This window comes from Rhizobium beringeri, from assembly GCF_004306515.1.
GTDB classification, from domain to species: Bacteria; Pseudomonadota; Alphaproteobacteria; order Rhizobiales; family Rhizobiaceae; genus Rhizobium; species Rhizobium beringeri.
Map to the genome: position 1 here is coordinate 230,408 of NZ_SILG01000006.1, position 25,834 is coordinate 256,241.

General features: G+C 61.4%; 21 protein-coding genes and 1 pseudogene. 12 read left to right on the top strand and 10 right to left on the bottom strand.

Annotated elements, in window-relative coordinates; genetic code table 11:
* Window positions 1–3 precede the first annotated feature (3 nt).
* The 4 genes from ELH03_RS35425 to ELH03_RS35440 are packed head-to-tail and all read right to left on the bottom strand — an operon-like array spanning window position 4 to window position 3,187.
* Window positions 4–789: an amino acid ABC transporter ATP-binding protein gene (locus tag ELH03_RS35425; RefSeq protein WP_128402203.1), complete on the bottom strand. Its 786-nt coding sequence runs from the start codon at window positions 787–789 to the stop codon at window positions 4–6.
* Between the two features lie 12 nt (window positions 790–801).
* Complete coding sequence (locus ELH03_RS35430) at window positions 802–1,542, bottom strand: amino acid ABC transporter permease (protein ID WP_233943864.1); 741 nt, start codon at window positions 1,540–1,542, stop codon at window positions 802–804.
* Window positions 1,543–1,580: 38 nt separating this feature from the next.
* Entirely contained in the window at window positions 1,581–2,327 is a 747-nt protein-coding gene (locus ELH03_RS35435; protein ID WP_130767545.1) for an amino acid ABC transporter permease, read from the bottom strand.
* Between the two features lie 23 nt (window positions 2,328–2,350).
* Window positions 2,351–3,187, bottom strand: a complete 837-nt coding sequence (locus tag ELH03_RS35440; RefSeq protein ID WP_128402200.1) for a transporter substrate-binding domain-containing protein — start codon at window positions 3,185–3,187, stop codon at window positions 2,351–2,353.
* Window positions 3,188–3,336: 149 nt separating this feature from the next.
* On the opposite strand from ELH03_RS35440, the pseudogene ELH03_RS35445 reads away from it, so the two are divergent.
* The 3 genes and pseudogenes from ELH03_RS35445 to ELH03_RS35455 all read left to right on the top strand — a co-directional run.
* Window positions 3,337–3,576: pseudogene (locus ELH03_RS35445) on the top strand (ABC transporter permease subunit); the annotation flags it as partial.
* Between the two features lie 244 nt (window positions 3,577–3,820).
* Window positions 3,821–4,525: a carbonic anhydrase gene (locus tag ELH03_RS35450; RefSeq protein WP_128402199.1), complete on the top strand. Its 705-nt coding sequence runs from the start codon at window positions 3,821–3,823 to the stop codon at window positions 4,523–4,525.
* Between the two features lie 4 nt (window positions 4,526–4,529).
* Window positions 4,530–6,056, top strand: coding sequence for a SulP family inorganic anion transporter (locus ELH03_RS35455; protein WP_128402198.1), 1,527 nt, complete (start codon window positions 4,530–4,532; stop codon window positions 6,054–6,056).
* 431 nt (window positions 6,057–6,487) lie between these two features.
* Here ELH03_RS35455 and ELH03_RS35460 read toward each other — a convergent pair whose 3' ends face one another.
* From ELH03_RS35460 to ELH03_RS35485, 6 genes are all read right to left on the bottom strand, one after another.
* Window positions 6,488–6,970, bottom strand: coding sequence for a MarR family winged helix-turn-helix transcriptional regulator (locus ELH03_RS35460; protein WP_128402197.1), 483 nt, complete (start codon window positions 6,968–6,970; stop codon window positions 6,488–6,490).
* Window positions 6,971–7,098: 128 nt separating this feature from the next.
* Entirely contained in the window at window positions 7,099–8,133 is a 1,035-nt protein-coding gene (locus tag ELH03_RS35465) for a 2,5-dihydroxypyridine 5,6-dioxygenase NicX family protein (protein ID WP_128402196.1), read from the bottom strand.
* Window positions 8,134–8,178: 45 nt separating this feature from the next.
* Window positions 8,179–8,820 (bottom strand): N-carbamoylsarcosine amidohydrolase, encoded by a 642-nt coding sequence (locus tag ELH03_RS35470; protein ID WP_128402195.1) that lies wholly within the window; start codon window positions 8,818–8,820, stop codon window positions 8,179–8,181.
* Between the two features lie 55 nt (window positions 8,821–8,875).
* On the bottom strand, window positions 8,876–9,628 hold the full coding sequence (locus tag ELH03_RS35475; protein WP_128402194.1) for a maleate cis-trans isomerase family protein: 753 nt from the start codon (window positions 9,626–9,628) through the stop codon (window positions 8,876–8,878).
* Window positions 9,629–9,717: 89 nt separating this feature from the next.
* Window positions 9,718–10,515, bottom strand: coding sequence for an alpha/beta fold hydrolase (locus ELH03_RS35480; RefSeq protein ID WP_128402193.1), 798 nt, complete (start codon window positions 10,513–10,515; stop codon window positions 9,718–9,720).
* Entirely contained in the window at window positions 10,512–11,648 is a 1,137-nt protein-coding gene (locus ELH03_RS35485) for an FAD-dependent monooxygenase (RefSeq protein ID WP_017997013.1), read from the bottom strand. Before ELH03_RS35485 ends, ELH03_RS35480 begins: the two co-directional genes overlap by 4 nt.
* A 351-nt stretch (window positions 11,649–11,999) precedes the next feature.
* Between ELH03_RS35485 and ELH03_RS35490 the strand changes: the two genes are divergently transcribed.
* The 9 genes from ELH03_RS35490 to ELH03_RS35530 all read left to right on the top strand — a co-directional run bounded on the left by ELH03_RS35490 (window position 12,000) and on the right by ELH03_RS35530 (window position 25,782).
* The gene (locus ELH03_RS35490) at window positions 12,000–12,524 is read left to right on the top strand and encodes a (2Fe-2S)-binding protein (RefSeq protein WP_128402192.1); all 525 of its coding nucleotides are present in this window, start codon (window positions 12,000–12,002) and stop codon (window positions 12,522–12,524) included.
* Window positions 12,521–16,060: a molybdopterin cofactor-binding domain-containing protein gene (locus ELH03_RS35495; protein WP_128402191.1), complete on the top strand. Its 3,540-nt coding sequence runs from the start codon at window positions 12,521–12,523 to the stop codon at window positions 16,058–16,060. Before ELH03_RS35490 ends, ELH03_RS35495 begins: the two co-directional genes overlap by 4 nt.
* A gap of 11 nt (window positions 16,061–16,071) precedes the next feature.
* Window positions 16,072–18,756 (top strand): carbohydrate-binding protein, encoded by a 2,685-nt coding sequence (locus ELH03_RS35500; RefSeq protein WP_130767546.1) that lies wholly within the window; start codon window positions 16,072–16,074, stop codon window positions 18,754–18,756.
* A gap of 17 nt (window positions 18,757–18,773) precedes the next feature.
* A complete protein-coding gene (locus ELH03_RS35505) occupies window positions 18,774–21,011 on the top strand; it encodes an MGH1-like glycoside hydrolase domain-containing protein (RefSeq protein ID WP_128410194.1) in 2,238 nt (745 codons plus the stop codon).
* Window positions 21,012–21,376: 365 nt separating this feature from the next.
* A complete protein-coding gene (locus ELH03_RS35510; RefSeq protein WP_128404083.1) occupies window positions 21,377–22,453 on the top strand; it encodes an ABC transporter substrate-binding protein in 1,077 nt (358 codons plus the stop codon).
* The gene (locus tag ELH03_RS35515; RefSeq protein ID WP_128404082.1) at window positions 22,443–23,357 is read left to right on the top strand and encodes an ABC transporter permease; all 915 of its coding nucleotides are present in this window, start codon (window positions 22,443–22,445) and stop codon (window positions 23,355–23,357) included. The genes ELH03_RS35510 and ELH03_RS35515 overlap by 11 nt, the downstream gene beginning before the upstream one ends.
* 10 nt (window positions 23,358–23,367) lie before the next feature.
* On the top strand, window positions 23,368–24,147 hold the full coding sequence (locus ELH03_RS35520; RefSeq protein WP_003554934.1) for an ABC transporter permease: 780 nt from the start codon (window positions 23,368–23,370) through the stop codon (window positions 24,145–24,147).
* Window positions 24,134–25,183 (top strand): ABC transporter ATP-binding protein, encoded by a 1,050-nt coding sequence (locus tag ELH03_RS35525; RefSeq protein ID WP_130767547.1) that lies wholly within the window; start codon window positions 24,134–24,136, stop codon window positions 25,181–25,183. Before ELH03_RS35520 ends, ELH03_RS35525 begins: the two co-directional genes overlap by 14 nt.
* Window positions 25,183–25,782, top strand: a complete 600-nt coding sequence (locus ELH03_RS35530; RefSeq protein WP_003554929.1) for a cysteine hydrolase family protein — start codon at window positions 25,183–25,185, stop codon at window positions 25,780–25,782. The genes ELH03_RS35525 and ELH03_RS35530 overlap by 1 nt, the downstream gene beginning before the upstream one ends.
* The last annotated feature ends 52 nt before the right edge of the window (window positions 25,783–25,834 follow it).

The following is a 25,834-nucleotide window of genomic DNA, read 5'->3' on the forward strand; positions in this document are numbered from 1 at the left end:
ATCCTAGATGCCTTCGCCGCCGCGCACTGCGCCGCGCCCGGAAAGCCCACTGACGAACTGGCGCACACGGGGATTGTCTGCGCTGTGGAAGATTTGCTCGGGCGAACCCTGGTCGATGATGCGACCGTTCTCGGTAAAGACGACGGTGTCGCTGATCTCCTCGGCAAAGCGCATTTCATGCGTCACGAGAATGCTAGTCATGCCGTCACGAATGAGATCGCGGATCACCCACAGCACTTCGCCGACCGTCTCCGGATCGAGCGCCGAGGTCACCTCGTCGAACAGAACCAGCTCGGGCTTCATCGCCAGCGCCCTGGCGATCGCCACGCGCTGCTGTTGGCCGCCGGAGAGCTGGCCGGGATAGGCACCGGCCTTTTCCGAAAGCCGGACCTTGTCCAGCAGCTCGCGGGCGAGCTTTTCCGCCTCCCGCCGGTCGGTGCCGAGAATTCGGGTCGGTGCCAGCACGATGTTGTCGAGCACCGTCAGATGCGGGAAAAGGTTGTATTGCTGGAACACGATGCCGACGCGCTTGCGAATTGCAATGCGCTCGCTCTCTTTGGTCAGCTGGTCAACACGGGTGGCGCCGACGGTGATGCGGCCGCTCTGCGGCTGCACAAGCGCGTTGATGCAGCGCAGGATCGTCGACTTGCCCGAGCCGGACGGGCCGATGATGGAGACCGCGTCACCCCTTTTGACGGTAAGGTCTATTCCCTTCAGCACCTGGGTCTGGCCGAAAGACAAATGCACGTCTTCCAGGCGAACGATCGCATTGTCGGCGGATATGTTCATCGTCTCAATTCCTCAGGCTGCATTGAAGCGACGTTCCAGGCGTCGGGTCAGGCGGGCGATCGGGTAGCAAAGTGTGAAGAAGGCGGCCATCACAACGATATAGGCGATGACCGTGAAATCGAGCCGGCGCACGGCGGTGCTGGCATCGGTTGCCGCATGCAGCAATTCGTGCACGCCGACCAGCGAGGCAAGCGCCGTGCCCATGGTGATCGAGGCGGCGACGTTCATCCATGGCGGCAGCGACCGGCGCAGGCATTGCGGCAGGATGATCCAGCGCAGCGCCTGATTGCGCGACAAACCGAGGCCCTTGGCCGCCTCCCACTGGGTGGTCGGGATGGAGAGGATCGCGCCGCGGGTGATCTCGGCCACGTAGGCGCTGGCCGGAATGGCAAGCCCGATCACGGCTTTCACCCAGTCGGGAAAGGGCAGGTAGTTGCCGAACACGACGATTTCGAAGGGAAAAATATAGGTCGTGGCGAAGATCAGCACGAGATGCGGCGCGTTGCGGAAAATCTGGACATAGGCGACGACCGGATAGCGCAGCAGCCGGTAGGGGACCAGTTCGAGAATGCCGAACAGCACGCCGACCAGCGTGCCCAGCGCCATGGCGCAAAGGGCGATAAGGATGTTCATCCCGAAGCCGGAAGCGAGATAGGGGACCCATTCGAGCAATTCGCGGCCGAGCGTCAGGTCGGCGAGCGACCAGACGAGGGCGAGGAGCGGCAGCGCCACGAAGCCGATATTGCGCAGGATCTTGCCGCTCCTGCGCGGTTGGAAGCGCGTGGCGACCGTCACAGGCCGTATCCTGGTACGGCGAGCCTGCGCTCCACCCACAGGCCGACACGGGCGACGACGATGTTGATGAGGCTGAAGAACAAGAGGATGACGATCATCAGCGAGACGACGTTGTCGCGTTGCGTCCAGACCATGATCGAGGCATAGGTGATTTCGCTCACCGCAATCGCGTTGCCGACCGTGGTGAGCTTCACGAGATTGACGAGGTTGTTGACGATTGCCGGCAGCGATGCTCGCAATGCCAGCGGCACTTCGACGTAACGCAGGATTTGCAACTGGCTGAAGCCAATGCCGCGGGCTGCCTCGACGGTCGAAGCCGGCACCGCCTCGATGCCGGCGCGGATCGCTTCGGCATGCAGGGCCGCGATATGCAGCCCGACCACCGCGACCACCCAGAAGAACGGCGACAGCGGATTGTTCTGGGCGCCGCCGACCAGATTGGACACGAAGGTATTGAGGACGAGGAAGCTGAACATCAGCTGCACCAGCGTCGGCGTGTTGCGGGTGATTTCCACGAAGGCCCGCACCGGCGCCGAAAACCAGACCCGGCCCGATCTCAGGCAGGCGGCAAAGAGCAGGCCGGCCACAAGGCTGACAGGGATGAGCAAAGCGATCAGATAGAGCGTGGTGATGAAGCCGTCACGCCAGATCTGCGCCTCGTATCCCGTCGCGAAGAATTCGTAATTCAGGCCGACCCTGCCCATCAGACTAACGAACAGGTCGGTCAGGTTCATGTCCTGCATGTCGTTCTACCGGTCTCTCCAGCTCACTTGCTGGCGGAGAGCACTTTGTTCTGCTGCTGCAGGTATTCGGTGTTGGGCAGGCGATTGATCCTAGCGAATTCTAGGAGCTTGCCCGACACGTGTAGCATCTTGACGCCGGCGTCTAGGGCAGCTTGCGTATCCTTCTCGCCCTTGCGCAACCAGATCACCGAATCCGATGGGATCAGCTCGGTGGGGAAGGGAATGGCATAGTCCTTCCATTCCTCCGGTCGGTCCTGTAGCAAAAGGCCGACTGTCGCGCCGACATGCACGGCCGCAACGCAATTGCCGCCCTGCAGTGCGAGCAGCGATTCCGGCTGGCTCGGCAGCGCCTTAACAGCTGCACCAAATTCTTCTATGAGAGGCTGCGTGTAGTTGGAGCCCTGTGACACGCAGACCGGCTTGCCCTTAAGATCCGCCCAGTCCTTCAGGCCGCTGTCCTTGCGCACCACGGCCGCGCCACCGCTGCGGTCATAGGGTGTCGGCACGTAGTCGAGAATCTTGGCGCGCTCTTCGGTGTACTGCATGTTGGCGATCAAGATATCGACCTTGCCTTGCTGAAGGAACTGCACGCGGTTCGGCGGCGTCACCGTCACCGTCTCGAGTTTGACGCCAAGATCATCGGCCAGCGCCTGGGCGATGTCGAGATTGAAGCCCTTCTGCGCCTGGGTCTTCGGGTCAATATAGCCGAAGGGCGCGCCGGACAGGATCACGCCGACGGTCAACTTACCGCGTCCCTTGATGCGGTCCAGCGTGGCATCCGCGAACGACTGCGTCGACGTCAGTGCGCAAATTGAAAGAGCAAGTCCAAAGTATAGCTTGGTGAATTTGGCAGACGACATTCCGTACTCCTTTGTTCGACCAAGAACCTAGAGGAGCCTCAAAGCTGCCACGAGCAATCGCGTCCTCTCTTCGGGGCGAGAGCAAAACTCTTATCCCGCAATATTCTAATTCTATAGAAAAAATATGCTGCGCGCATTGGCATGGATTTGCCGCCTGGCTCGACGGCACGTCTGAAATGAAGATCATCGCGCGCCATCTCGTGCCGGGCTTCATCAGCCATATCATCGCTTCGACGACACCTGCGATCCCGGCGATGATCATAGCCCAGACGTCGCTTTCCTTCCTCGGGATCGGGCTCCGTCCGCGCGTCGTTAGCTGGGGCGTGCTTCTCCAGGAAGCGCAGAACATCAGGTCGCTTGCCGAGGCGCCCTGGCTGTTGGCTCCGGGCTTCTCTAGGCTTTATCGGGCTCCGTCGGCCGTGGGCGAGCGCAGGCCAGAGCTGCCACCTTCCCTTGGGGTTAAGTGGCAAGCAGCAGATCACATTTGTTCAAAAAATGTTGCGATGCAATATGCTGCGGGGCTCTTTCTTTGCTCTCGTCTTGTCCTCTATTGTGCACGTGCGAACAGATCGCTTCTGCAACCCGCCGGGCGAGACAATCCTCCCAGTGTCCGGCCAGAAAGAGGATCCGAATATGGGTGATCTCCTGAAAGGCATCTCCAGTTTTCGCGGCGCCGTGTTCCCGAGTCATTCGGCGCTTTACCGCAAGCTCGCGCGCGAGGGCCAGCAGCCACATGCCCTGATGATATCTTGTGCCGACAGCCGCGTGATGCCGGAAACCATAACGCAGTCCGGACCCGGCGATCTCTTCGTCTGCCGCAATGCCGGTAATATCGTTCCCCCATTCTCGACCCTCAATGGTGGAGTCTCTTCTGCAATTGAATACGCCATCCTGGCGCTCGGCGTCAGCGACATTGTTGTCTGCGGTCACTCCGATTGCGGGGCGATGAAGGGGCTGTGCCACCCGGAAATGCTGGTACCAATGCCGAATGTCGCAGCCTGGCTGCGGCACAGCCACGCCGCCTATTCGATTGTTTGCCAGGCCTATCCCGACGATCTCTCGGAAGGCGACCGCGTGCGTGCGGTAGCGATGGAAAACGTCGTCGTGCAGCTCGACCATTTAAAGACCCATCCGTCGGTAGCTGCGAAGCTTGCGACCAACGAGATCACGCTGCACGGCTGGTTCTTCGACATCGGGACAGGCGAGGTCCAAGTCTATGACGGGGTCCTGGCTAGGTTTACGGAGGTACAGGAGGGGGAGCCGCTGCCGGTCGCCTTCACAGGACGAGGCCATCCGCATGTCATGCCGCGGATTGCCGCAGCGCTTGCAGGGGAGTAGTGCCATGGCCAACTCCGGCTCTGTTTCACGCGACCTCGCTTCGTCTCTCGTGGTTTTCCTTGTTGCTATTCCGCTCTGCCTGGGCATTGCGATCGCATCGGGGGTTCCAGTGGCCATGGGGCTGATCTCCGGTATCGTAGGTGGCATCGTTGTCGGCCTGCTCGCGGGGTCGCCTTTACAGGTCTCCGGACCTGCCGCCGGTCTTGCCGTCATCGTTTTCGGTTTCGTCGAAGAGTATGGCGTTGCCATGCTCGGTCCTGTATTGCTCATTGTCGGCCTCCTGCAGATCGCGGCGGGCTTTCTTCGAATCGGCTCCTGGTTCAGAGCAATTTCTCCGGCCGTCGTTCATGGCATGCTGGCCGGCATCGGAATTTTGATCATCCTAGGACAGATCCATGTTCTCATGGGTGCCAAGCCCGCAGCAGGCGGCATAGAGAATGTCACCGCCATCGAGGAGAGCGTCAGCCGGTTAACGGGCACCAATGTCACCAACGAGGCCGTCGCACTGTTAGTCGGCCTCATCGCTCTCCTTGCAATGGTGTGTTGGGAGAAATTCCGCCCGAAATCACTGTCGCTGGTCCCGGGAGCTCTTGTCGGTGTTGCCGCGGCTACAATGTTGACAACCACGCTTGAACTCCCGATCGCGCGCGTGGACGTGCCCGCCTCTCTGGTTGACAGCATCTCCTTTCCGACGGCCGGGAATTTCGCCCAGCTTGTGCAGCCGGGAATTATTTTGACGACGTTGATGATTGCCGTCATTGCAAGCGCCGAAACGCTTCTTTCCGCGGCCGCCGTCGACCGAATGCACGATGGAGAACGTACCCGCTTCAACAAGGAACTATTCGCCCAAGGCGTCGGTAACGGCCTTTGTGGATTGCTCGGGGCATTGCCGATCACCGGTGTCATTGTTCGATCATCGGCCAATATCCAGGCCGGAGCTCGCACGCGCACCTCGGCAATATTACATGGCGTTTGGATCCTGGCGTTGGTGGCGCTTTTGCCGGGCGTCTTGGGAATGGTGCCGTTGACGGCGCTTGCCGCCGTGCTGCTCGTCACTGGCTGGAGGCTGATCAGTCTCCAGCATGTGCGTCACTTGTTCGAGCACCATGGTCTTGTACCGGTCGGAATCTGGGCAGTGACGGTGGCCATGGTCGTCCTGCAAGATTTGCTGGTCGGCGTGGCGCTCGGCCTTGCGCTGTCGATACTGGAAATTCTCCCCTATCTGCGCCGAAAACTTGTGATCCGGCATGCTGAGATCGACGACGAAATTCATATCCGTTTGCGCGGAGCGGTCACCTGCAAGGACGTGCCGGCGCTACTCAGCACGTTCGAAGGGCTACCTGACGGCCGCAAAGTAAATATCATCGGCAAACACCTGTTTTACATGGATCACACCAGCGCTGAGACGATTAGCGAATGGCTCCGGCGCGAGACGAAATCTGGCCGAATCGTCGAGATCCACCCGCCCCGGGCCGCCCGTCATCCCCGCCTCAAGCCGCTGTTTGACCGATTCTCAGCCGAAGCCGCCTGAACCTGCGAGGAGGGGCAAATCCGATGCCCTTCCGCCCCGCAGCGTGGAAGCTCCAAATCCATTCCTTTGCGCGAGCCGCGTCAAGATAGACGATTACTTAGAACTTCAAGGGAAATCGATGAGCCTCCGGCAATGGTTGCCAAGCGCGACTTTACCATCCGATGTTAAAATCTTAATGAGCGGCAGCGGCATGTCACTCGAATTTCAATGACGCATTGTTGCATCTTGAGGCGACAAGGATCGATCGCTAGTTACTTTCGTTATCAGAGATGATGGCGGCGCTTGAGGTGCTGTGCGCCAAACTTGCCGCACTAACGACGATGCCGGTCATGAGGTCGTGTTCCCACTACACGCCATCATTGTTGACGGGTATCTTCCGCCCCGAGGCAGTTGGGGGACCATGTCGGTGCATCGGCTGGGCGCCAATCTCGTCACCGATCTCCAACCTCATCGTCCGCGATTTTGCGAAGAAGATACAGCAGCGCAATTCTCTCCGCCGAATTGAGGGGAGAGACAGTTTTCTCGCTGATGAGATATGCGCGAGGATACATGTCCTGAAGCAGCGCCTCACCCTTCGGCAGGAGAGAAATGACGACCTTGCGGGCGTCGGCTCTGTCTTTGGACAGGTCGATCAATCCACGTGCTTTCAGACGCTCGACAATCCCGCGGATGGTCGCCTGATCGACCGACGTGGCCTTCACCAATTCGACCTGAGAGCTCGGTCCGAGATCGTGTAGCGCGCAGAGCGTGACGAACTGGACGGATGTCAGGTCTGGGTCACTGGCGTTGGCCTGGAAGATCGAGAGATGCCGCTGATAGGCTTTTCGCAGCAAGTGACCCACCTGCTCGGTAACATCATAGGCGGTTTCAGACACCGCGGCTTCACGTGGGCGTTCGATGTCTTTGACAGTCATGTTAGCGGGTCCATCGGTTGCGGCGTCTAGTGCGTCCATGCAGGAAACACCACAGCATGTTTCACCGGTCAAGGCATACGAGGCTCGGGCTGCTTGGCGTGTTTTCACGCCAAGCAGGTTGGTTGCGATTACGATTTGACGGTGTGCTTCATTTCCTTGACGGCGATATCGCCTTTCAGGACCATCGGCTCATCGTCGAGAAAGAGCGAGCAATTGCGCATCGGGATATCGAGATGGCAGGCCGTGTCGTTCGGGCCGCCCAATTCATTGTTCGGGCCGGTCGAGAACATGACATTGCCGTAGAACGAGCGGGCCTCCATGCCCATGCCGCCCGGAAATTCGCCGGGCACCATGCGATGCCACTTGGCGTTTTGATTAAGACCCCAGCCGACATGGCTCATGCCCATGCCACGCGGATCGTTGAAACCGTCCATGTAGGATTTGACTAGCTCGGCGTCGAGGCCACCGCGAATGTCGGTGATCCAACCGTTTTCAATGGTGTAGTAGATCGGATCGCGCACGTAGATGTTCTGCGGCAGCAGAATATCGCCCGGAGCAACGACGATCGTACCGTCGACGCCGTCATCGTCACCACCGGTGAAGACAAAGCCGGATGGCCAATGATCCCAGCGGCCCGGTTCGTCCGTGCACGCATATTCCGTGACGGCCGGATAGGTGTTGAGCTTGTAGGTGACATCCGTGCCATGGTCCGAGGTGATCCGCATCACCTTCGCCTTGGACAGCAGGTCTCCTGCAAATTCGACGCGCTCGCGCAGTTCCTTTGTCGGCAACATGCGGGCAAGAATTTCCGGCGGTTCGACGGCGGTCAGGATGCGCGTTCCGGCCGCCTGGATCGCCATCTGTTCCGGGCTGAAGAGCAGGAAGATGCAATCGATCAGCATGTCGGCGGCCTTCAGGGCCTCGACCGCGTCAGGCATGGCCGCTAGGCCTGTCTGGCCGACGGCCCATGCACCCGCCGGTGGCACCGGCGGTAAACGCATGTGATACATCTTGGCCCCAAGACGCATGCCCGCCGCCATGAAGGCGTCGGCATAATCGAGGCGCTCGTTGCCCTGGGTCAGGACGATGAGTTTTTCGCCCTCGTGGACGCCCGACATCTTCAACTGATGCAGGCAGATTTCGGTGAAGCTGAATTGATCCATGCTCGTTCCCCTATCTTACGTGAAGGCTTGGCTGTTTTTGCAAACTTACGGACGGTCGGACTTGATCTTGGCGATTTCGGCAATGGCATCCTCCCTCGAAACGACATCGCCATACTTGCTGTCGATATCGAAGAGGTTGGCATTGTGCGGATCGGGGTGCCGGTCGCCGACGCAATCGCGCACGACGATCGTCCGAAAGCCGTGCTGGACGGCATCCACCGCACTTGCGCGAATGCAGCCGCTTGTCGAGCATCCAGCAAGAACGACGGTATCGATACCCTGCGTGTGAAGCAGAGAGGCGAGACTGGTGCCGAAAAAGGCGCTGGCATATTGCTTGACGATGACCAGCTCGCCCTTTTCCGGCTCGACGCCGTCGCAGAATTCGGCCAGCACGTTGCCCTCGACCATGGCCATCATGACCGGAGCCTTTTTCACCCACATGCCGCCATCGGCGCAGTTCTCGGCGAGATAGAGAATGCGGGTGTGGATGACAGGAATGCCTGCGGCGCGCGCCGCAGCCAGAAGTGCCGGTGTTTGTGCGACGGCATCGACGACACCCGGCGCATAGAGCGGCGCGCCTTCCACCGTATAGGCTTTCAGGAAGTCGATCACCAGAAGGGCCGGCCGCTGGCCGAAACCGATGCGGTTGCCCCAAACGCCCTGATAGTTGGTTTCAGCACTCTGCATAGGGCACTCCTTGTTTTCCTCCGCCGCAATGCGGCCGGAAACGACAAATTCAGGTTCAATAAGCGCCGGACAGAAGGGCACCGGCACCCGGCACGACGGCTTCCAGTCCTAGTGATTTCAGCATGCAATAGGTGGTTGCCACGGCAGCGGTGAGCACCGGTTTGCCGGTTATGGCCTCGACCTTGGCGATGACGGGCAGCGACGGCATCTGCACGCACGCCGAAAGCACGATGACATCGACATCAGAAAGATCGAGCGTCTGGACGATGGCCGGCAGGTTTTCCGGATCGTGGCGGGCAACATCCAGATTGTCGGGAATTTCAAGCGCCCGCCAATCCATCACTTCGAAGCCTTCCTCGCGAATATAGTTCACGACGAGTTCGGTCAGCGGCTTCATATAGGGCGCGACGACGGCGATCTTCTTCGCCTTCATCACCTTCAGGCCCTCGATCAGCGCGCCGGCGCTGGTGACGACCGGGATGTTCGTGTCGTTTTCCTGCGTGCGGCCGGTCAGGCGCTTTTCCGACTGGCGATGGTAGCCGAGGCCCATCGCCATGATGGCGACGAGGCAGGCATATCCCAGCACGTCGACGCGGGCATCGGACAGTTCGATGGCGCACCGATCGGATTCGGCGTCCATGGCGGCCAGTTCTTCCTTGACCACCTTCTTCATGCGCATGCGGCTGGAGTGGAAGGTGAAGCGCTCCGGTCGGATCAGTTGGCGAGCCATCAGCATCGCCGGAATTTCCGTCTCCATCGTTGTGTTGGAACTCGGCACGATCTGGCCGATACGATAGGGTTTCTGCACGGACGGCTCCTTTGATGAGTGAGCGGGCGCACATTGGGCGCTCTCGCTGCGGCAATAAAAATGGCGGGCCAAAGACCCGCCATTGGCGTTTATCGGGAGAGGAAATCTCCAAGCGCCTCGAAGAAGCCGTCGAGATCGTCCCAAGGGATCATGTGGCCGGCATTCGGGACGCGGCTGATCTCGATAGCGGGATTGAGCCCACGGATTTCCGCTACATCTTCCGGCGCAATCACGCCGCCACGTCCCGCGACCATCAGCATCGACGGCTGCTTCAGTGTGGCGAAATCCGGGAAGATGTCGTCCTTGTGGAAGTCCTCGAAGGCGGTGACGATGGCAGGCTCGAAGCAGGTGTGCAGCCATTCGGCACGCAACTGCAGCTGGCTTTCCGTCCATGTCGGGCAAAACGCCTTCATGCCCTCGGCATCGATGCCTGCCAGCGCGAGGCGAATGCTATCGACATACCAGGGCAGCTTGCTCGGATAAGGCCGGCGGCCCGGCCCGGAGACGGGGGGATCGATAAGGGCGAGGCGGGAGAACTCGCCGCCGGTATTTGCCGCCCGCATGGCGATGCGCGCACCCATCGAATGGCCAAGCAGCGCAGGAGCGCCAACACCGAGCGCCTGGGCAAAGCCGATGACGTCGGCGGCCATGGCATCGAGACCGTAGTCGAGATCCGGACCGGTCGAGGACAGGCCGCGTCCCCGGACATCGAGAACGTAGACGTCATGGCGTTCGGCAAGGCGTTCGGCAACGAAGCCCCAGGTGATCGCCGGGCTGGTGATGCCGGGAATGAGGATGACCGGCCGACCCTTGCCGCCATAGCGGAGGTAATGCTGGCGAATGCCGTTGGCAGAGACATTCGCGCCGTAGAGAAGGGCCGCGCTCATGCGACGCTCTTGTCGAGGATAGGCTCGGCATAGACGTCGTAGCCGTAGACCCATGAAGGATCTTCCTGCGTCTGCAGGAACGTATTGGCGTTGGACACGGTCTGAACCTGCGTCGCGCGATCGCGTCGGCTGGCCTCATAGAGGCGGAAGGCGGTCGCGTAATCCTGCGATCCGGTTTCCTCCAGGCATCGCGCCAGCATGGCCGCATCCTCGATCGCCATGGCGGCACCCTGAGCCATATGCGGCTTCATCGGGTGGCAGGCATCGCCGAGCAGGACCATGCGGCCCTGGCTCCAGAGCGGTAGCGGGTTACGGTTGAACAGCGGCCACTTGGTGACGTCGTCGGTGGCTTCGATCAGCGCCTGGATGACCGGATGGTATCCGGCAAAGGCTTCCGACATTTCTTCGCGGCTGCTCTGCACGAAAGCGCCGTCGAATTCCCAGGCGGGGTGCGGGACGCCGGTCACGTAGTAATATTCGTCGCGGCGGCTGGTGGTGTAATAGACCATCATGTGGCGATCCGGCCCCCACCACTTGACGCAATCCTCGAAGGTCAGGTCGAACTTCTTCAGCTTTTCCGCCGAGATCATCGCGCGATGACCGACCCAGCCGCTATAGTGCGGCTTTTCGGCTCCCAACAATGTCTCGCGGACGCGCGAATTGATGCCGTCGGCACCGATCACGATCGTGGCGCGCGCCGAGGTGCCGTCCTGGAATTCGAGGTAGACATCCGAGCCATTGTCTTCGAGGCGGGTCAATCGCTTGTTGAACTGGACGGTGCCGGGAGTCATGGTGTCCATCTGCAAGGCAGAGAGATCGCCGCGATGGACGGTACAATAGGTCGCGCCATAACCTTCGAGCGGAATGCGGGAGAGATAGTCTCCCGTCAGGCCATCCCGGCTGAACCAATAGGCCGGCGTGCTGCTGATATCGATCAGCTTCTGGTCCATGCCGATGCGCTGGAAGATCTTCAGGACATTCGGTCCCATGTGGATGCCGGCGCCGAGGCGGGAAAAGCTCGGGGCCTGTTCAAAGATCTGGACGTTGAAGCCGGCATGCTGGAGCAGCGCCCCCGCTGCCGCGCCGCCGAGGCCGGCACCGATGATCGCGATCTTTTCATTTCCCGTGGACATGGCGACCCCTTTTTTCCGTTTTTCAACGTATCGCTCTGGCGATAGGCGAATTGGCTTGCTTATAGCGTATACGCTTTAAAATGCAACAGCGAGACAAGCATTTCGTGACGGCTGGTTTCATTGGATACCCAAGCGTAACGCGTTTTTCGACGTTTGCAACAACGAAATTCGACTTGCCAGCGCTCCATATGAAGCGTATACGCTATTTATACAAAATGAGGGGCAGTAGATGCGTGATGTCGGTGACAGTCGCATCGTTATGATGCGCACGCGCCGTCAAGGCGCCCGCCGTATAGCGATCCGTCCAGTAGCAAAAGGCCTGGCTATTTGCGCGAAGCTGGAGGAGTTGCCGTGAAGCCTCCCGTTTCCGTTTCACTGAATGTCAACGACGCTCTTTGGCGCGTTAGCGCGAAACCGGAAACACCGCTTCTCTACATCTTGCGTAACGACCTGTGCCTGAATGGACCGAAATATGGCTGTGGCCTGGGCGAATGCGGCGCCTGCGCGGTTCTGGTTGACGGCCGTCCGGTGCGGTCTTGTACTGTGCCGCTTGGCGCGATCGGCAAACGACGCGTGATCACGCTCGAGGGGCTGGCGGTGGATGGGCTTCTGCACCCGGTACAGCAGGCTTTCATCGAAGAGGCGGCGGCGCAATGCGGTTATTGCCTTAACGGCATGATCATCGCCACGGTTGGACTGCTTCAGCGAAATACGGATCCCGACGAGAGCGATATTCGCGATGCTCTGCGGCACCATCTCTGCCGGTGCGGAACGCATGTTGAGATACTGGCCGCTGTGCGGCGCGCCGTAACCCTTACCAAAGCCGGCCGGCCAGTCGACTCGATGACCGACGACATGACGGAGGCTTCGCGATGAACCACCGCGAAGCACCCAAGTCCGCCTACATGGCAGCCGCGAGCACGCTTCTCATTGTCAATGACGCGTCGATGGGCGACGCCGCCGAGCTTTATATCGCTGTAGGGGCCGATAGCCGGGTGACAGCGTTCAACGGCCACGTCGATCTCGGGACAGGCATCCGCACCTCGCTGGCGCAAATCGTCGCCGAAGAGCTCAGCGTGCCGTTCGAACAGGTGGACATGGTGCTCGGCACGACGACCGCCGCGCCCAATCAGGGCGCGACCATTGCCAGCGAAACCATCCAGATCACCGCGATACCGCTGCGCCAGGCCGCCGCCACCGCCCGCCACCATCTGCTCGTCAGGGCCGCCGAGAAGGTCGGCGTGCCGATTGAGCGGCTGCGGCTGGAGGACGGCATCATCCGTGCCGACGGCGGCGAGAACTGGCAGCTGAACTTCGGCGATGTTGTCGTCGGCAGCCATGTCAGGCTGTCGATCGACAGCAATGCGGCGCTGAAGCCGGCGTCGGACTATAAACTGGTTGGCTCGTCGCGCCCGCGCGTCGATATTCCCGAGAAAGCAACCGGGCGCTGGACCTATGTCCACGATGTGCGCGTGCCTGGCATGCTGCACGGCCGCGTTATTCGCCCGCCATATGCCGGATTCGATCACGGCGAGCATGTCGGAAACAGCTTGATCTCGATCGACGAGACCTCGGTCGCGCATATCGACGGGCTGGTCGGCGTCGTCGCCATCGGTGATTTCGTCGGTGTTGTCGCGACCCGTGAGGAAATCGCCATCGAGGCGTCCGGGAGCCTGAAGGTCGTGTGGCGCGCGCCGCCCGAGTGGCCGGATCTGAACATGCCGGAGAAGGCGCTGCGTGCCAATCCGTCGACGCCACGCAAGCTTGCCGATCGCGGCAATGTCGACATGGCATTGGCCGGCAGCGCCCAGCCGATGAACCGCACCTATGTCTGGCCTTACCAGATGCACGGTTCGATCGGCCCGTCCTGCGCGGTGGCCGATTACAATAACGCCGGGCTGACCGTCTGGTCGGGAACCCAGAACCCTTATCCCATGCGCCGCGATCTGGCGCTGCTGCTCGACTTGCCGGAAGAGCAGATCAGGGTCGAGCGGCTGGAGGCGGCCGGCTGTTACGGCCGCAACTGCGCCGATGACGTAACAGCCGACGCGGCGCTGCTGTCGCGGGCCGTCAAGGCACCCGTCCGGGTCCAGCTGACGCGCGAACAGGAACATGCCTGGGAGCCGAAGGGCGCCGCCCAGATCATGGATGTGCGCGGCGGTCTCGACCTGGAGGGCGGTCCGTCCGCCTATGATTTCGAAACGCGCTATCCCTCTAATCTGGCGCCAACCCTTCCCCTGATCCTCACCGGCAAGCTGCCGCCCGTTTCCGACGTCGTGCAGATGGGCGATCGTACCGCCATCCCACCCTATGCCTACGGCAACCTGCGCGTAACCGTGCACGACATGCCGCCGATCGCACGCGCCTCCTGGTTCCGTGGCGTGTCGGCGATGCCGAATACCTTCGCCCACGAATGCTACGTCGACGAGCTGGCCGCCGCCGCCGGCGTCGATCCGGTCGAGTACCGGCTCCGTTATCTCCACGACCCACGCGCCGTCGACCTGGTGAACGCGCTGGCCGAACGGGCGAAGTGGGTGCCGCATACGACATGGGGCACGCTCAGCGGCGAAGGCGATCTGCTCTACGGCCGTGGATTTGCCTATGCCGTCTACGTCCACGGGCCGTTTCCGGGCAAGGCCGCCGCCTGGGCGGCATGGGTTGCCGATGTCGCCGTCAACAAGAAGACCGGCGAGATCGCGGTTACGAAGGTGACATGCGCGCAGGACTCGGGAATGATGATCAATCCCGACGGAGTGCGTCACCAGATCCACGGCAACATCATTCAGTCCACCAGCCGGGTGCTGAAGGAAAAGGTCGAATTTTCCTCGACCGCGGTGCAGTCGAAGGAATGGGGCGGTTATCCGCTGATCACCTTCCCCGAGGTACCTGATATCGACGTGCTGATGGTGCCGCGGCAGGACGAGCCGCCGCTCGGTGTCGGAGAGTCCGCCTCCGTTCCCAGCGCCTCGGCCATCGCCAATGCCGTCTACGATGCCACCGGCATTCGTTTCCGCGAACTGCCGCTGACGCCGGAACTGGTCCTTGCCGCGCTGAACGGCAAGACGGGCGAAACGCCGGCCACCCCGGTCGCGAAAAAGCGGAGGTGGTGGAACGTCGGCCTGTCGGCGATCGGTGCCGTCGCCGCTCTGTCCGGTATCGTGACCATGACATCGCCATGGCGCCCGGCGATCGGCACCATCCAGCAGCCGGACGCCAATGTCTACAGCGCCGCCACCATCGAGCGCGGCCGGCTGGCGGCGGCGGCCGGCGCCTGCAATGTCTGCCATGTCGGAAACGACGGAACGCCCTTTGCCGGTGGCCGGCGCTTCGACACGCCATTCGGCGCAGTTTATGCCACCAACATCACGCCCGATGTCCAAAGCGGCATCGGCGCCTGGTCCTACCCGGCCTTCGAACGTGCCATGCGCGAGGGCATCAGCCGCGACGGCCATCACCTCTATCCCGCGCACCCCTACACCTCGTTCGCGGGCGCCGAGGATGCCGATCTTCAGGCGCTCTACGCCTACATGATGACGCAGGCGCCGGTCGCCGAAAAAGCGCCTGAGACGAAGCTCAAATTCCCCTACAGCATCCGCGCGATGATGGCGGGCTGGAACGCGCTGTTCCTGAAGGCGCAGCCGTTCAAATATGTCGAGACCCGCGATGCGCAGTGGAACAGGGGGGCCTATCTCGTCGAGACCTTGGGCCACTGTTCGGCCTGCCACACGGACCGAAATGCGCTCGGCGCGGAAAAGAGCGGCAGCGCCCGGCTTTCCGGCGGCTTTGCCGATGGCTGGGAGGCGCCGGCCCTGAATGCGTTCGCCAAGGGCCCGGTCGGCTGGACGGCAGACGCCTTCTATGACTATCTGCGCACCGGACATTCGCGCGATCACGGCAGTGCCGCCGGCCCGATGGCGCATGTCGTCGAAGTCATGCAGCCGCTTCCGGATAGCGATATCCGCGCTATGGCCACATATCTCGCAAGCCTCAACGAGGCCCCCGCCGATAGCAAGGCGCAGAGCGAGGCGGCCATTGCCGCGAGTGAAGCGGCCAAGGCTTCCGCCGCGCGGATTTCGCCGAAGGGCGAGCGGCTGTTTAGTGGCGCCTGCGCCACATGCCACACTGGAAACACGATCCTGTCGTCGCTGGCGCTCAACAGCAACCTTCATGCGGCGACCCCTGACAATCTTATCCAGGCAATCATGAACGGTGTCGAGGCGCCGGCAATCCTGGCGCAGACGACCGGCCGCCAAGCCCCGGAGGTGATGTCGATGCCGGCTTTCCGCCAGACGCTGAACGACGGCCAGATCAAGGATCTCGCCGATTATCTGAGAGCGCGCTTCGCCCCCGACAAGCCGGCCTGGACGGAAACGACCAAAGCCATGCAACGCGTGACGGCAGCAAGCCACTAGGGAGAGACGAGTTGGAGCAGATCCGAACCGGGCAGGATATCGGCCGCCGCGACTTGTTCGAGATCCCGACAGCCGCGTTTCGCCCGTCGGCCTACTGGTTCTGGCATTCGATCCCGACAGAGGACGTTTGCCACGCGCAGCTCGCCGATTTCAAACAGAAGGGGATCGGCACGATCCTGATCCAGGCCCGTCTCGCAATGTCGCGCGATGACTACCTGTCGCCGGCCTTTCTGGACGCCTATCGTGTTGCGGCAGGGATTGCCGGCAAGCTGGGGCTGAAGCTCGGTATCTACGACGACTACAACTGGATCAGCGGTCACGCCGGGGGCCGGACGGTCGCGGACCGCGACGACCTGCGCGAGCGCCACCTGTTCTGGTCGTCCTCGGGAGACGCGCGGGGCGAGATCAGCGGCATCCATCCGCCGTTCACCCGGACGATGGGCCCCGATATCGTCGCGTGGCAGTATGAGGGCAGCATCGTCGAGTGGTGCCAGTGGACCGTCGAGGCAGCGCTGCTGCATCCGTCGGTCGGCATCGACAGCCTCGATCAGGTGGTCGATGTCACCGCGCGGACATCCATCATCGAAAGCGACGGAATATCCTGCACCCATGCGTTCGACGGTGTGCCCGCCGAGGGGCAGATGCTCACGGTGTTCGTCAGCGCCCGGTCGACGACCTCGCGGTTGATCAATTATCTCCTGCCGGAGGCAGCGGAGCGGTTCATCGAGGTCGGGCTCCACCCGCTGGTCGAGGTGCTTGGCGATCTCGTGCCAGACCCCGTCGGCTTCGTATTCTACGACCAGCCGGCGGCGGGTTTCTACAAGTGGAGCCAGATCTCCGGTGACCTCGGCAACAGCCTGCTCTATGCGCCGACCCTGCCGGACGCCGTGTCGCGCGGCACGGGAGAGACCTTCGCCAGGGCCCTGCTGGCGCTGGTGCGTGACGTCGGGCCTGAAACCCTGCGCCTGCGCGCCCAATTCTACGCCGCCTATTCGGCCCTGATGAACGAGGCCTTCTCCGGCACGTTGCGCCGATGGGCCGAGGGCAGGGGGATCGTCCTCACCGGGCACGAGATCCTGCCGCATGTCAGTTCCTGGTCGCTGAACGGCGGTTTTACCAGCATCGACCCCAGGGTGGCGCTTGCCGTGGATTTCTTCGGCATCGATGCCTACCGGCACGAGACGGCGGTTGATTCCAACAATTTCGTGGCGCAGCTGGCGCCGAAGCTCGGCGACTCCGTTGCCCGTTCGAATGGTCGCAGCCGATGCGTCGTCGAAACCTATGCCAGCGCCGAGCGAACGCCCGTTCGCGCCGCCGGGCAATGGGAACTGACGCTGGAGACGATGCGGGCGCAGGCCATCCGGCTTCACTGCCTTGGGACCCGGCAATTCCTCTGGCACGGCGTCTACCAGACGGACGGGCGCGACAACGATCCGACGCCGTTTTCCAATCCACGTTTCGATTTCGGGCCGGGCATCAATTTCGAGCCGTGGTGGAGCTACCACGATCTGTTTGCCGAGGAGACGGCACGGATTTCCGCCTTCATCGAGGGGGCTACGCCCCGCACGCCGGTTGCGATCCTTTATCCGCTTCAGACCGCCTTCGCGGAGGGGCCGCGCCACAGCCATGCAACCCATATCGGCGCCTGGTGCGAAGGGCTCTTAGCAGAAGGCTGCGACTTCATGTTCGTCAGCGAGGCCGATTTGGCGACCGCTACGATCGAGAACGGCCGCCTGCGCGCGTCCGGCCTTGCTTTCGATGCTGTCGTTCTGCCGTCCGTCACCGTGCTCGAGACGACGAAGACCTTGCACACGCTCGCCGTCTTCAAGGCGGCGGGTGGTGCTGTCTGGTCTTCAGGCGAGCGGCTCTCCACCGTCTGCGATGGCGCCGCGGGGTGTGCCGTCGGCACGTCGATCCATCTCGAAGGCATGCCCGGCAAAGGCGACCTCACCGCTCTGTTGCAGTCGCTTCGGTCATCGGGTCCAGATCTTGGCTGTCATTCCGCGGGCAGGCCCTGGCAATGGGTGGGGTATGAGGCCGCTGGTTGGTGGCGGGTCGTGCTGTTCAACGATAGCGCATCGCACCTCATCAGTGAGATTTCCTTCGGCGACGGTTTCGCGTGCGAGGTCTGGTCCGCGACGACGGGAGACGTGGGAAAGGCAACCGCCTTCAGCCACCTTGCAGTCGCGCTCGCGCCCCAGGAGGTGCAATGCATTCGACTGAGCGAGACGACGCAGAAGATTACCGTGCAAGGCCATCTCGAGCACCAGCCGCTGCTTGCCGCGGCTCGTGCCATATCGCTTGTCGACGGCTGGAGCTTCGCGCCCGGCCCTGACGCGGGATTCGTGCCGATCTCGGTGGTTGCAGGGTGGGAAACGCAGGGTTTTGACGGTTTCTCCGGTACCGGCATTTATCGGCTGGCGCTCGAAATCGGCGATGAGGCCGAGTGGGTCCTCGAATTGCCCGAGGTCCACACGGTGGTCGCGGCGCTGCTCGATGGCCGGCAGATCGATCGAAGAGGCTGGCGCCCCTACCTCTTTGCTCTGGGGCGGCTGCTTCCAAGCGTCCATTCGCTGGAACTGCGCGTCGCCAACACGGCCGCAAATCGCTACTACATCAACACGCCTTATCTCGGTGACACCGCCGACAAGAGCGGCTTGTCCGCCGCACCGAAGCTCATCCAGCTGGCAAACTGACCGGAAGTTACAGACCCATGCTACAACATTCGACGATACCCCTGATGCGTGCCTGGAACAGCTGGTCCAACCGGCCGGCCGAAATGGTCTTCCTGCCGCTCGGCGTGCGGATCACACCGGTTCTCTATTCGACCCGCAGCAAGACGACCTCCGCGATCGAGCCGCGACGCGATATGGTTCGCCTCGGCCGTCACACCATCGACGGCTCGCTGATCGAGCTGGAGACCGAGCTCAGCGGCACGACGGTCGCCTTTTCTACGACGAAGACAGACCCCTTCGCCATCCGCGGCAGCTGGAACGGCAAGGTATCGGCCGAGTGGGGACTGCGATTCTGGCTAACGCTGGCAATCTCCTCAGATGGCGGCGAGGTGGTGGTCCATGACGCGGGCCGCAACATCACGCTGGTGAAGGTCGGAACGCGCTTCGTGGCGGTCGCGACCGCCGAGGCGCCGGTGCACGTCACCGGCCATGAGACGATCGACGCGCTGCGGGCCGACTTCGAGGAAAACGGTTATTTCTATACCGCCACCCGCAGGAGCGAAGCGCCGTTGATTGCCCTGCGTTTCAATCTAGAGATGATGCGCCAGGGCACCTATGCCGCAGGCGTCGCCGACAGTGCCGAATTGGCGATCGCCAAGGCGCAGACATGCCTTGCCGCCGGTGCGCCAGCTGCGATTGCTGATGCGCAGACCGGCATGTTCGAGGGCGCGCTCGACGCGATGCGTGACGTCGTCGCCTGGAACACCATCTGGGACGAAACCAACGCGCGTTCCTACACGGCGGTCACCCGGATCTGGAACCTCGGGAAATTCGCCGTCTGGTTCAACGACCAGATTTTCGCCGCCCTTCTTGCGGGCGTGTTCGACGCCGATCTGGCGCGCGAGAACATGGCGACCGCGATGGCCGGCGCAACCCCGCAGGGCAATATCGCCTGCATCGTCACCTCCAACGATGCCTGGGTCGATCGCACCCAGCTGCCGTTCGGCGCACTGGTCGTCTGGCAACTCTACCAGCGGACCGGCGAGCGATCGATGATCCAGGCAAGTTACGAGGCGCTGGTGCGCAATCGGCGCTGGTGGCAAGACAACCGCGATCCTGATGGTACCGGCCTTTTGTCCTGCGGCACCTCCGATGTGGGCGAGGGCCTCTACAAGGGGACGGCCTTTGCCGCGCGCAACGAGACCGGCATGGACAATTCCGCGACCCATGACGAGGCGATCTACGATCCCGTCACCCGGACGCTGTCGACCTTCGATCTCGGCCTTAACTGCGCGGCCGCTCTCGATGCCGAGATGCTTTCGAAAATGGCCGCCGTGCTCGGCAAGCATGACGATGCCCGCGAATTCGCCGCTCTGGCCGAGCGTCACCGGACGCTGATCTCGCAGACGCTCTGGGACGAGAGCCGCGGCATCTTCGCCAATCGCCAGCGGCGCGGCGGTTTCGTGCGCTCGCTGTCGCCGACCAGCTTCTACCCGCTGCTGTGCGGCGCCGCGACGCCGGCGCAGGCGGAGCGTCTGCTCGAGCATCTGAGCGACGAGACGACCTTCGGCGGTGATTTCGTGCTGCCGAACGCAACGCGAGACGATCCGGCCTTCGCCGACAACGTCTACTGGCGCGGTCGCATCTGGCCGAACGTCAACTATATGGTCTGGCTCGGCCTGCGGCGCTACGGCTTCGTGGCGGCGGCGAGCAAGCTGGCAAGCCAGAGCTACGACCTGTTCATGAAGAATTGGCGCGAGGATCGTATCGCCTCCGAAAACTACAATGCCGTCACCGGCGAGGCGATGGACCAAGGTGATACCGATCCATTCTACATCTGGGCCGCCATGCTACCGCTGATGGCTGCCAGTGAGATTGTTGACTTCGATCCGTGGACCGGATGGACGATGCGCCATGCCGGCCGGGATGTGGTGCTCGGACCTATGGTCTCGCCGTCGGGAACGCTCGAGCTGGTCGTCAAGTCCGGAACCCTGGTGATGACATTGAACGGGCGCGCAGCACTGAAGACAGATCTGCACACTACGCTGTCGCGCATCGTCTTCGCCAACGGGCGGGTGGCCTGCACGATTGCTCCGGTCTCCGAGGCAGGTTTCATCGAGTTGCCAGGCTTGGCATTGGGCGATGTTCTTGCCGCCCGTATCAACGGGCAGGACATCAACTATGTGTCGGGCGGCGACGGAATACGCGTCATGATTGCTGAACACGCGGAGGATCGCCGGCTCGACGTCTATTTTTCATCGTCAAGCGCTCACTAAAGCAAGGCAGTGCTTGACAGGTCTCGATTCCTCACAGATAGTTTGTGTACATATAAAATAAAAGACTGATGCTAAAGTCAGAGGGTTGAACGAACAGCTTGCAGGAGATCCGTGGATTCATGCCGGCCGCTCAGTGAAGTGATGTACTATTCTTACAGAAGTGGTGTGCCGCTGCGTCGCAGCGCGCGCTTCATTTCGCCGAGACGTCAGTGCTCCACGGACAATGCTCATCTGCTTTTAGTATGCATACAAATGATTAAGCGCGCTTTGGCACGTTGTTTGTTTTCAAGCTAGCCGATCCGTTGAGGTCGATGACCGCGGGTCATGATGGTCCATAACTGTGTATCTTCAAGAGGGGTGCCACAATGACTGAACTCACCAGACGCAACACAATGAAGTTGATGTCCGCAGCACTGATTGCTGGCGTCAGCATCTCCACCTTGCCGCGTAAAGCCTTTTCGGCCGGATCCATCACGGTCCTCAACTGGCAGGGCTACGGCACCGACGAAGCCTGGTCGCTGAAGGCTTTCACCGAAAAGACGGGCATCACAGTCGTCCATGACTACTACAGCTCGGAATCGGAAATGCTGACCAAGATGCGCACGAATCCGGGCGCCTACGATCTTGTTATTCTCAACGCTGCGCGTTGCGCCCAGGCGGTTGCCGAAGACCTGCTGCAGCCGATCGATTTCAGCAAGGTTCCAAACGCGTCAACAGTCGACGAGACCCTGCGCGCCAACCCGAACTTCAGCAAGGATGGCAAGGGTTATGCCGTTCCGTGGGTCTGGGGCATGACCTCGCTTGCCATCCGTGAAGGCATGACCGTTCCCGACAGTTACGCGGTGCTCGCCGACCCGGCCTATAAGGGCCGTGTTGCCATGGACGACGACGCCATCATCAATGTCGGCGTTGGCGCGCTGATGAGCGGGCAGGACATCAACGATCCCAAGGATCTGGCTGCTGTTACGGCAGCGCTGAAATCGATCAAGCCGAACGTCAAGTTGCTGTGGTCGACGGAAGATCAGTGGAACAAGTCGTTCGCCGCCAAGGAATTCGACCTGTCGCTGTTCTGGTCGGGCGGCTCGGTGCGATCCAAGCGCGTTTCCAAACTTCCGGTTCAGTTCGTAGTGCCTAAGGAAGGCGGCGTCGGTTGGGTCGATGGTCTCGGTGTTCCGACATCGGCTCCGAATCCAGAAGGTGCTCTTGCCTTCGTCAACTGGATGATCGATCCGATATTCTATGTCGAATGGGCAACCAAGATTGGAGCCCCTGCTTCTTCAAATTCGGCAGCCCTTTCAGCACTTCCTGCCGACGATCTCACCCGCCTGGTACACAAGACCGAATATTTGAAGACCACGTCCTTTGTCTCGGGCATTCCCGACGACCGGCGCGAAGCCTTCAACAATATCTGGCAGGAAGTGAAAGCCTTCTATGCAGAATGATCGTCTGATATCAGCGTCAGAGCGCGGACCTTCGGGTCCGCGCAGCCGGCGCCCACTCCCGCCATGGGTTTCGACGACGGCGCTGCTGCTGCCGACCTATGGGTGGCTGACACTTGCCGTCTTTCTGCCGCTGCTGACCATGTTCGTGTTCAGCTTCATGTCGGCGACACCGATGGGCAAGGCCCCGATCGTCTTTACGCTGAAGCAGTACCGCGCGTTCATCGATCAACCCTATCTGGTCGGGATCGGTATCACGTCGCTGCTGATCGGCTTCTGGACGACGCTGTTCTGCGCGGTGCTTGGTTTCCTGGCGGCCGTGGCACTGGTCCGCTCGACCTTCGGCAAGACGCGAGAGATGTTGTTGATCCTCATTCTCCTGCCATTCTGGACCAACGGTCTTGTGCGCGTCTTTTCGTGGACCATGGTGCTGCGCGAAAACGGCTTTCTCGACAGTCTGCTGCACATTATTGCTCCGGACGCGGGTTCCATCGGCTTTCTCTACACGCGCTATGCTGTGGTGGTTGGTCTTGTTCACGGCTACCTGCCGTACATGATCCTGACCTGCTACATAGCTCTGGTGGCCATCGACGACGCGATCATTGAGGCTGCTTCAAGCCTCGGCGCGCGCTGGTGGACCATCCTGTTCAAGATTTTGATGCCGCTTGCGGCTCCCGGGCTGATCTCCGGCGCCGTTTTGATCTTCATTCCGGTCATCGGTTCATTCATGGAACCGCGCATTCTGGGCGGTCGTGTCGGCGTGACCATGGGAACGGTGATCGAGGATCAGTTCACCCAGGCCTTCAACTGGCCTTTGGGCGCATCGTTGTCCTTTACGCTGCTGGCTGTCGTGCTCGCAATTTTCGCAACCTTCTCCGGTGTCCTGCGCCGCGGAACGGTCGCTTGAGGAAGGGATCATGAAAACGCTCGGTCCAATCTATCTCATCGCCATCCTCATCTTCCTCTACACGCCCATTCTCGTGATGATGGCGATGGGGTTCAACGCTTCGCCACTTTACGAACTGCCATTCCATTTCTCGCTGCAATGGTACGACGCGCTCTGGGACAACAGCATCCTTCTGACGGCGGGCCTGAACAGCCTGGTGATCGCGAGTATCACCGCGGTTCTGGCGACGGCTTTGGGAACCATGGCGTCCGTTGCGCTGTCGCGCCGGACCTTTCGCGGCAGAAGTCTCCTGCAACTGATGCTTCTGCCGCCGATTGCCATTCCCTGGCTGATCACCGGCACGGCCATGCTGATCTTCTTTTATTGGACCGGTATCGGGCGCGGCATGCATGCCCTGTTGATCGGCCACGTGGCACTCGCCATCCCCTACGTTGTTCTGGTCGTCGGCACGGGCTTCAAGACAATCCGCGCCGACCTAGAAGAAGCCGCGATGAGCCTTGGTTCGACACCGGTTCACGCCTTCTTCTCGGTGACGCTACCGCTCCTTTATCCGAGCATCCTTGGCGCTGCGCTCTTCGCCTTCGCCGTGTCGCTCGACCAGTTCGTGATTTCCTACTTCCTCGCAACGCCCGGGTACACCACCCTGCCGGTGCAGATCTACTCCTCGATCCGCAAGGGCTTCACCCCTGAAATCAACGCGATCTCCACCGTGCTTCTGCTCGGCTCGATGACGATCATCCTGATTTTTGCGCGCTTCGCCAAGCCCGGAGACACAAGTGACAAACGTTAAAGTCAATTCCGTCGCCAAGACCTACGGCACCACACCGGTCCTGTCCGATATCACCACCGAGTTCCCCGAAGGCTCTTTCACCAGCCTTCTCGGCCCATCCGGCTCCGGCAAGACCACGCTACTGCGCATCATCGCGGGCTTTATCAAGCCCGACCAGGGCGTCGTCACGATCGGCAACAATGATGTCACCGACATTCCTGTCTGGGGCCGTAACATCGGCATGATGTTCCAGTCTTACGCGCTGTTCCCGCATATGACGATTGCCCAGAACGTCGCCTTCGGTCTCGAACGCCGGGGCATCAAGGGTGCTGCCGCCCGCAAGGAAGTCGACCGTGCGTTGGAAATGGTGCATCTGCCTGGCTTTGCCGATCGCATGCCCAAGCAGCTGTCCGGGGGCCAGCAGCAGCGCGTTGCGCTTGCCCGCGCCATGGTCATCAAGCCGAGCGTGCTGCTCCTCGACGAGCCGCTGTCGGCGCTCGATCGGCGCCTGCGCCAGGAAATGCAGGTCGAACTGCTGCGCATCCAGCGCGAAAGCGGCCTGACGACGATCTTCGTCACCCACGACCAGGAAGAAGCGCTGACGCTGTCCGATAAGGTAGCGATCCTCGACAAGGGCCGCATCGTCCAGATCGGCGAGCCGGAAACCGTCTATGAGAGACCGCTGACGCGCTTTGCCGCCGAATTCCTCGGCGATTCCAACTTCCTCACCGGGACGGTGGACAACGGCGCCGTGCGTCTCGCCGATGGGACGGTAGTTCAGACCACCGGCACGTTGCCATCGAGCGGCTCGAACGTCACGCTCGCGGTGCGCCCGGAGAAGATGTCGATCGCATCGGGTCCGACGGATGGCAACAGCCTGACAGCGCGCATCACCACCGTCATCTACGCAGGTCCCGTGCTGTCCTATCTGCTGGAGACGGCAGACGGTCTGCCGCTGAAGCTGTTTGCACAGAACCGCGATGGCAAGGTCCTGAGCGATGGCGACACCATCACCCTGACCTGGGCCGCGGAACACACCGTCCCGGTGGCCGACTGATGATGGCACCCGCGCCACTCTCCAGGAATGCGCTGCATGTCGTCATCGACATGCAACGTCTCTTCGCTGAGCAAACGGCGTGGTATACGCCAGCTATCGAAGGCATCCTTCCCAATGTGGTGGCGCTGAGCAAAGCGCGGCCCGCTGAGACTGTCTTTGCTCGCTTCATGGTGCCCCAAAATGCCGAAGGTGCCACAGGCCGCTGGAAGACTTACTATCGTCGCTGGTCATCGGTGACGCTGGATGAGCTCGATATCGCCATGCTGGATCTGGTGGCGCCGCTTACAGCGATCGCCGCTCCAGGCTCCATCGTCGACAAAAAGACCTACTCGGTCTTTGGCTCGCCCGGGTTTACTGCGCGCTTGCAAGGATCGGCAACGGACACGCTGATTTTCTCGGGGGTCGAGACCGACGTTTGCGTCTACGCCAGCGTTCTTGATGCCGTCGACGCCGGCTACCGGGTCATCCTCGCCGAGGACGCACTGGCAAGCGGCGACTTGAAGGCGCACGCTATGGTCATCGAGATCCTGGCGCCAAGGCTTTCGGAGCAGATTGAAATTCTAACGACAGAAGCCATTCTGAAATTATGGCGAGAGTAAATTCGGCAGCGCCATTGCCGGTCACCACGAGAACAGGCAGATTTGAGAGATC

What these genes read in the sequence shown, in the direction of transcription:
- ELH03_RS35455 (WP_128402198.1), top strand. Translation starts at nt 4,530, where the DNA reads ATGGCCAACTCCGGCTCTGTTTCACGCGACCTCGCTTCGTCTCTCGTG.
- ELH03_RS35515 (WP_128404082.1), top strand. Translation starts at nt 22,443, where the DNA reads ATGCAGAATGATCGTCTGATATCAGCGTCAGAGCGCGGACCTTCGGGT.
- ELH03_RS35435 (WP_130767545.1), bottom strand. Translation starts at nt 2,327, where the DNA reads ATGCAGGACATGAACCTGACCGACCTGTTCGTTAGTCTGATGGGCAGG.
- ELH03_RS35495 (WP_128402191.1), top strand. Translation starts at nt 12,521, where the DNA reads ATGAACCACCGCGAAGCACCCAAGTCCGCCTACATGGCAGCCGCGAGC.
- ELH03_RS35425 (WP_128402203.1), bottom strand. Translation starts at nt 789, where the DNA reads ATGAACATATCCGCCGACAATGCGATCGTTCGCCTGGAAGACGTGCAT.
- ELH03_RS35450 (WP_128402199.1), top strand. Translation starts at nt 3,821, where the DNA reads ATGGGTGATCTCCTGAAAGGCATCTCCAGTTTTCGCGGCGCCGTGTTC.
- ELH03_RS35485 (WP_017997013.1), bottom strand. Translation starts at nt 11,648, where the DNA reads ATGTCCACGGGAAATGAAAAGATCGCGATCATCGGTGCCGGCCTCGGC.
- ELH03_RS35520 (WP_003554934.1), top strand. Translation starts at nt 23,368, where the DNA reads ATGAAAACGCTCGGTCCAATCTATCTCATCGCCATCCTCATCTTCCTC.
- ELH03_RS35460 (WP_128402197.1), bottom strand. Translation starts at nt 6,970, where the DNA reads ATGACTGTCAAAGACATCGAACGCCCACGTGAAGCCGCGGTGTCTGAA.
- ELH03_RS35510 (WP_128404083.1), top strand. Translation starts at nt 21,377, where the DNA reads ATGACTGAACTCACCAGACGCAACACAATGAAGTTGATGTCCGCAGCA.
- ELH03_RS35505 (WP_128410194.1), top strand. Translation starts at nt 18,774, where the DNA reads ATGCTACAACATTCGACGATACCCCTGATGCGTGCCTGGAACAGCTGG.
- ELH03_RS35470 (WP_128402195.1), bottom strand. Translation starts at nt 8,820, where the DNA reads ATGCAGAGTGCTGAAACCAACTATCAGGGCGTTTGGGGCAACCGCATC.
- ELH03_RS35530 (WP_003554929.1), top strand. Translation starts at nt 25,183, where the DNA reads ATGATGGCACCCGCGCCACTCTCCAGGAATGCGCTGCATGTCGTCATC.
- ELH03_RS35465 (WP_128402196.1), bottom strand. Translation starts at nt 8,133, where the DNA reads ATGGATCAATTCAGCTTCACCGAAATCTGCCTGCATCAGTTGAAGATG.
- ELH03_RS35440 (WP_128402200.1), bottom strand. Translation starts at nt 3,187, where the DNA reads ATGTCGTCTGCCAAATTCACCAAGCTATACTTTGGACTTGCTCTTTCA.
- ELH03_RS35480 (WP_128402193.1), bottom strand. Translation starts at nt 10,515, where the DNA reads ATGAGCGCGGCCCTTCTCTACGGCGCGAATGTCTCTGCCAACGGCATT.